Genomic DNA, 3731 nt, shown 5'->3' with positions numbered 1-3731 from the left:
GAACACCCCTCATCCGTCGCCTTCGGCGCCACCTTCTCCCACAAGGGAGAAGGAAAAGCGCCCCTACTGGCAACCTCCCCGCTCTTCGGTTAGCCTCCGAAAATTCCTCGGCGGAGGGTGAACCTTTTTGGACCGATCAGCGACAGAGCTTCGAGGAGCCAGGCGGCTCGACCGGCCATGAATGCGGCGACGGAAACCGATCGCGCGCTTGTAGACCGGGTCGCGAAGGGCGACCGGGCCGCCGTTCGGCTCCTGTTCATGCGTCACCACGCGCGGATCTACCGCTTCGTGGCGCGCCAGACGGGATCGGAAATGATGGCCGACGATATCGCAAACGAGGTTTTTCTGGAGCTGTGGAAGCAGGCGCCCGGCTTCGAGGGCCGCTCTGAAGTCTCGACCTGGCTGCTCGGCATCGCCCGCTTCAAGGCGCTGTCTTCGCTGCGCAAGAAGAAAGAAGACTGGATCGACGACGATGACGCGGCGCAGGTCCCCGACAGCGCCGACACGCCGGAAGTCGTCACCATGAAGGAAGACAAGGCCGCCGCCTTGCGCCGTTTCGTCGATGCCCTGGCCGAAGAACATCGCACGGTGATCGACCTTGCCTATTACCATGGCCAGTCGGTGACCGAGATCGGCGAGGTGCTTGGCATTCCAGTCGCGACCGTCAAGACCAGGATGTTCTACGCCCGCAAGAAACTCGGCGAAGCCCTCAAGGCCGCCGGTTACGACAGGGGGTGGCCATGAGCGCCGCTGAAAAGATGTCGCGCCGCGACGAGATGGAGACGCTGCTGCCGTTCTACCTGAACGGCTCGCTGGAAGGCGCCGAGCTGGAGGCCGTCGAGGAATGGCTGGCCACCGATCCGGCGGCGATGGTCGCCCTTGGTGAAGCGGAAGCCGAATTCTCCGGCACCGCCGCCGCCAACGAGGCGATCCGCCCGCCAGCCGATGCGCTCAGCCGTTTTACCAGGGCGCTCGACGCCGAGGCCGGCCCCGTGCGCGTGCCCGGCCAATCCTGGCTGGCGAAAGTTTTTGGCCGGGTGACGGCGATGCCGGCCGGCGTCGCCTGGGCGGCGGCCGCTGCGCTGCTGGCGTTGGTCCTGGTGCAGTCCTTCGAACGGCCGGGCGGCAAGGGCAACGACTTCGAGGTGGCCGGCGCCGAGGACGATCTGGCGAAGCTGCCTTTCGCCCTGGCCAAGTTCAAGCCGGATGCCAAGATGGCCGATATCGCCGCCTTCCTCGGCCAGAACGGGCTGAAGATCGCCAGCGGACCGACCGCCGACGGCGTGTTCCACCTGACGATCCCGGCCAGCACGGCGGCCGATTACGACAGGCTCGTCGGCCTTGTTGCCGCCCAGCCTTTCGCGGATACTGTGATCCAGGGAAGGAAACCGGCCGATGGCGGCTAAGGCAATTCCAGGAAAAGTGCGCCGCGGTTTTCCGTCCGGAATTGCGTCGGGACCAAGGATCATTCTTCGTGTGGCGCTCCTTGCGGCGGCGGCTTTTGTCGCCGCGCCTGCGTTCGCGCAGACCAACGATCCCAATCTGACGCAGAAGCAGGTGGACTGCCTGAACCGCACGACAACCGCAGGCGGCGACTGCGACAGGGACGGCGGCGCCAAGAATGGCGAAGGAACGCCAGGCACTGCGAGCGGTGCGGTGTTCCTGCCGGCGCTGATCGTCGATCTCTTTCCGAACCCACCGGCAGGCGCCGCCCCGCAAATGCCGGCGCCGTCCAACGGCGCATCGTCATCGAGCGGTTCCGGCAACACGCCGCCGCCCGCTCCGGCGCCGAGCGGTCCGGTCACCGTGCCGCAAGGCCTCAACCTGGCGGAGCCGCCGCGCGCCATCGCCGGCGAATTCGTGCCCGACGAGGTGCTGGTGACGGTCGACGGCGACGCCGGCGTGGTTCAGCAGATCGCCAATTCCTTCGGCCTGCAGGTGCGCTCGCAGCGCCAGTCGCGGCTGCTTGGCTCGACGCTGGTGCGCTTTGGCATCACCGACGGGCGCCCCGTCGGCGTGGTGCTGGCGCAGCTTGCCGCCGACGGCCGCACACAACGGCGCGAGCCGAACCATATCTACACGCTGCAACAGGCGGCCGGCATCGTGAACTATGCCTTCGACCGCATCGCGCTCGATTCAAAACAGGCGAGCGGCGAGAATGTGCGGGTCGCCGTCATCGACACCGGCATCGACGACACCAACCCGGCGCTTAAGGGCGTCATTGCTGACCAATATGACGCCATGCCCAATGTGCCGATCGAGAAGCGCGACCACGGCACCTCGGTCGACGGGCTGATCGCCGGCGTCGGGCCGCTGGAAGGCATGGCGCCGGGCGCCAAGATCTATCACGCGCGCGCCTTCGAAGGCGGCAAGTCGACCATGGACGTCATCCTGTCGGCGCTCGACTGGGCGGCCGAGCAGAATGTGCGCATCATCAATATGAGCTTCGTCGGCCCGAAGAACGACCTGCTCGGCACCGCCTGCCGCAATGCGCGGGCATTGGGCATGGTGCTGGTGGCGGCCGCCGGCAATAACGGCCCGAAGGCGCCCTATGGCTATCCGGCCGCCTTCGACGGCGTGATCGCCGTGACCGCGACCGACGCCAAGGACGGACTGATGCCGCAGGCCAATCGCGGCGCCTATGTGTTTATCTCGGCGCCGGGCGTCGAGATGGTGGCGCCGAGCGGCGCCGGTTCGGACGTGGTGACCGGCACCTCCTTCGCGGCAGCCATCGTGAGCGGCGCGATCGCCAATCTAATCCATGCTTCGCCGGAACGCTCGGCCGACGATATCGAGAAGGCACTGGCGGCAACGGCGAAGGATCTCGGGCCCAAGGGGCGGGACAATGACTTTGGTTATGGGTTGATCGATACAAAGGCGGCCGAGGCGGCGAAGTAGTGAGTTTAAGGTGGCAGGCCCGTCAATAAATTGGCTGCCGGGTTCCCGATACCGCGCTTATACTGATGCGGCGGCCTGCTCGACGCCAGTTGCTTGTGCTTTGTGAGCAAGGCCGAGCGTCTCCCGAACGGCCCGAAGCACCTCGTCCGCCAGCGCCACATCTGTTTTTGCGATGGCGCGAGATGCTGCGATAGCGCCGATTTCGGCAGCGACGGCAGCAACGGCGAGACGGCGTCTCTCAGACGCGGGAATCGTCGTCTCAAGCGAACGTTGAAGCGTCGCTGCCATTTCCTCAAATGCACGCGTAAAGCTGGCGCTGACGGCGCTGTCCTGCCGCCCAACTTCACTTGCGGAAGCGGCCATCGGACAAGCCGTCTCGACTCTGTCGCGCATATCCGCTGAAAGATATCCAGCGAGGTATTCCTCGAAGGTGGGACTGCGATCACCCGCCCAAGCCCGGGTATCAGCCATGTTTCCCGCGAAGCCATGGGAAAACGCAGCCGCCGCCAGCTCATCCTTCGACGAGAAATGTGCATAGAGCGCTCCATGCGTCAGTCCGGCCTCCTTGGCGACTTCCGCTACGCCGACGCCGTCTATTCCCCGTTTACGGAACAGCCTGCTCGCCGCCTGCAACAGAGCGTGCCGGTTCTCCGCAGCTTTTTCCTTCGAAACACGCATTTCCAGCTTCCAGACCAATGTCACGAATTTTTTAGTTGCGATCGCCACCAAAGTCAAATAGATGCCGGACATCGCTTTTTGATTGCGATCGCAACCAATGGAGAAACAGGCATGCGTTACAGACTTTTCGGGAAGCACACGGGACTTCGGGTCTC

4 protein-coding genes are annotated in these 3731 nt (G+C 64.8%); 3 read left to right on the top strand and 1 reads right to left on the bottom strand.

The window, feature by feature from the left end:
• The first annotated feature begins 177 nt into the window (after nucleotides 1–177).
• The 3 genes from EOA27_RS26975 to EOA27_RS26965 all read left to right on the top strand — a co-directional run bounded on the left by EOA27_RS26975 (nucleotide 178) and on the right by EOA27_RS26965 (nucleotide 2898).
• Nucleotides 178–744 (top strand): sigma-70 family RNA polymerase sigma factor, encoded by a 567-nt coding sequence (locus EOA27_RS26975; RefSeq protein ID WP_126079915.1) that lies wholly within the window; start codon nucleotides 178–180, stop codon nucleotides 742–744.
• Entirely contained in the window at nucleotides 741–1406 is a 666-nt protein-coding gene (locus EOA27_RS26970; protein ID WP_126079916.1) for an anti-sigma factor, read from the top strand. Before EOA27_RS26975 ends, EOA27_RS26970 begins: the two co-directional genes overlap by 4 nt.
• 70 nt (nucleotides 1407–1476) lie before the next feature.
• Nucleotides 1477–2898 (top strand): S8 family serine peptidase, encoded by a 1422-nt coding sequence (locus EOA27_RS26965; RefSeq protein ID WP_245467290.1) that lies wholly within the window; start codon nucleotides 1477–1479, stop codon nucleotides 2896–2898.
• Between the two features lie 57 nt (nucleotides 2899–2955).
• Here EOA27_RS26965 and EOA27_RS26960 read toward each other — a convergent pair.
• Nucleotides 2956–3731: TetR/AcrR family transcriptional regulator (locus EOA27_RS26960; RefSeq protein ID WP_245491168.1), on the bottom strand; the 776-nt coding region annotated here is incomplete at its 5' end.

Origin of the sequence: Mesorhizobium sp. M2A.F.Ca.ET.037.01.1.1 (assembly GCF_003998075.1) — a bacterium.
In the GTDB taxonomy this organism is placed as follows: domain Bacteria; phylum Pseudomonadota; class Alphaproteobacteria; order Rhizobiales; family Rhizobiaceae; genus Mesorhizobium.
This window is presented reverse-complemented; position numbering and strand designations above follow the sequence as displayed.

Excerpts from the sequence above, each read along its gene's own strand:
- EOA27_RS26975 (WP_126079915.1), top strand. The coding sequence starts at position 178 with ATGAATGCGGCGACGGAAACCGATCGCGCGCTTGTAGACCGGGTCGCG.
- EOA27_RS26970 (WP_126079916.1), top strand. The coding sequence starts at position 741 with ATGAGCGCCGCTGAAAAGATGTCGCGCCGCGACGAGATGGAGACGCTG.